Below are 2,077 nucleotides of genomic sequence, written 5' to 3'. Positions count from 1 at the left end.
CAGCCAGCCAGCCAGCCAGCATAAAGGGAGCCCACTTGGGCTCCCTTTTCTATTTATCTCTTTTGCTTCCTGTATCTTTGTCACCTCTCCCTCAGGGAGAGGGTTCGAGTGAGGGAGAGCGGGATCTCCCCGGGCGTTATCAAATCCGTAGGTTCGAATAGCGCAGCGTATTTGGACGTTCGTGGAACACGTAGGGTGCAATAAGCACAGCGCATTGCACCGCAGCAAATCGTCCGTCCCACAGCAGAGTAATTTGGCCGAACTCCCGAGCCAGCGGTTGGCCCCTTGATGCGGCTACGCCGCATGGGACACAAGGACTCCGTCCTCTACGGAGTTTCGCCCGCCCTTCGGGCTTGGGCGAGTGACTTTGGAAAGACCCAAAGTCACCAAAGGTCTTCTCCCCCGACAAGCCGCCCGCCTGCGGCGGGTTTCCTCATCTCACTCTCTGGGTCGGGCGGAACGCCGCAGATGGTACATCCCTGTACCAACTGCGGCTGCGCCGTCATCCTTGACGGCGCTCCTGACCCACAGAGCTCGACTCGGCGCCTTGGAGGGGGATCAAGACAAGACAGTGCCAACTCTCAGCTACCGAACAAGCCCCCTCTCCCCTTGGGAGAGGGTTGGGGTGAGGGGAATGTCCGCACTCTCTACAAACCCAACAGCCCACTTAAAACGGCAGTTGCTCACTAATTCGTTGAACTAGCTCAGATTTCTATCAACCTCCTCTTCCCAGGCCCCGATCAAAGCCCTTAAGATAGCCAAACGACAATCCATCTCTAGGGAGAGCCCCATGACAGCGATGGTTGCTATCTCGCGGGTGAAAAGCAGCGAGCTGGGTGCTGTAACTCAGCGGCGGTAGCTTTGTCGACGCTTGCCATAACCTGCTCTTTAACTGTTTATCTATACAGTGGCAATGGAAACTTTAAACGAGGAAGTCAAACGAGCTCGACCAAGTATCAGAGATGAACCGGTAATGTTATGATTTAATTTTAATTTATTTGTGGCGAATATCAGGGCAGGGCGGAGTTATATGGTAGGCTCTTTTATCGAGTTTATACCGCCTGCCACCTAATTACTGTTAAAGGAATCGTACATAATGAGATATCATGCAAAACTTGAATACGGTGCAGACGATCATTTTTGGTGGAATCATTCTGAAGAAAAAATTTCAGAAAAATTAGTTTTTCCATTTATCAATGGTCAAGTAATAATGTTAAAAAGTAGTCGAGGAGCTGATCGTCTATTTAACATGAAAAATGCAACCTTTCTTAGAGTATATAAGACGGAATCTCCACTTTCTGTCACAGAAAGCAAAAATATTATAGATCAAATTAAAGAAGAAGAATTTCAAAAAAATGATTGCACCGCTGAATTCCTCAATAAAAATAAGACATCAAATGCCGGACCAGCATTGACATCCCTACTTCAGAAGGCATTTCAGCCATCAAAGCAACAAGTTTTTTTTATAATGAAATTTGGGGATGAGGTTATAGACTCGGCATATATAGAGGTATACAAACCTGTGTTAAAAAAATTTAATTTGGCAAGTGTTAGGATTGATGAAATTCAAGATTCAAAAAAAATATCAGATCAAATATTAGAAATGATTGCTGAAAGTAAATATATAATTGCTGATTTGTCTGGCGCCAGACCTAATTGCTATTATGAAGCAGGATTTGCTCACGCATTAGGAAAAGAAATTATTCTAACTATCCGGGATGGTGAAACGGCTCATTTTGACTTGCAGGGGCATCGCTTCATTCAATGGAAAACTGAGTCTGATCTTAAAAAGAAATTAACTCAACGAATTAAAGCTTTAGAGGATAAATCTGGTAGCGAAGGTTAGTACCCTCTAATAAGTCGTTGCAGCTCGTACGTTTCGTGTGCTGGACATTTTTCAAGTCGCAGCTTTGTGGTTTTGCTACGCAAAAACACTCCACAAAACTACGGTTTAAAAACTCCGCTGAGCTCGGAGTTATGTGCTCGGTAGAACCAATAATTATTTTGTAAAATTGATCGCTAATATTTAAAAGGATTGATAGAAGCATTCTAACATTCTGATATTCTGATATTCTGA

Annotated in this window: 1 protein-coding gene; it reads left to right on the top strand. The window is 44.6% G+C overall.

All coding sequences use genetic code 11. From position 1 onward, the window contains the following. The first annotated feature begins 1,096 nt into the window (after positions 1 to 1,096). Positions 1,097 to 1,846, top strand: coding sequence for a TIR domain-containing protein (locus BN1124_RS21195; RefSeq protein WP_156128083.1), 750 nt, complete (start codon positions 1,097 to 1,099; stop codon positions 1,844 to 1,846). Positions 1,847 to 2,077: the final 231 nt, after the last annotated feature.

This window comes from Aeromonas eucrenophila, from assembly GCF_000819865.1.
GTDB classification, from domain to species: domain Bacteria; phylum Pseudomonadota; class Gammaproteobacteria; order Enterobacterales; family Aeromonadaceae; genus Aeromonas; species Aeromonas eucrenophila.
Note: the sequence above shows the minus strand (reverse complement) of the source record. Positions and strands in the feature narration are given on the sequence as shown.

What these genes read in the sequence shown, in the direction of transcription:
- BN1124_RS21195 (WP_156128083.1), top strand. Translation starts at nt 1,097, where the DNA reads ATGAGATATCATGCAAAACTTGAATACGGTGCAGACGATCATTTTTGG.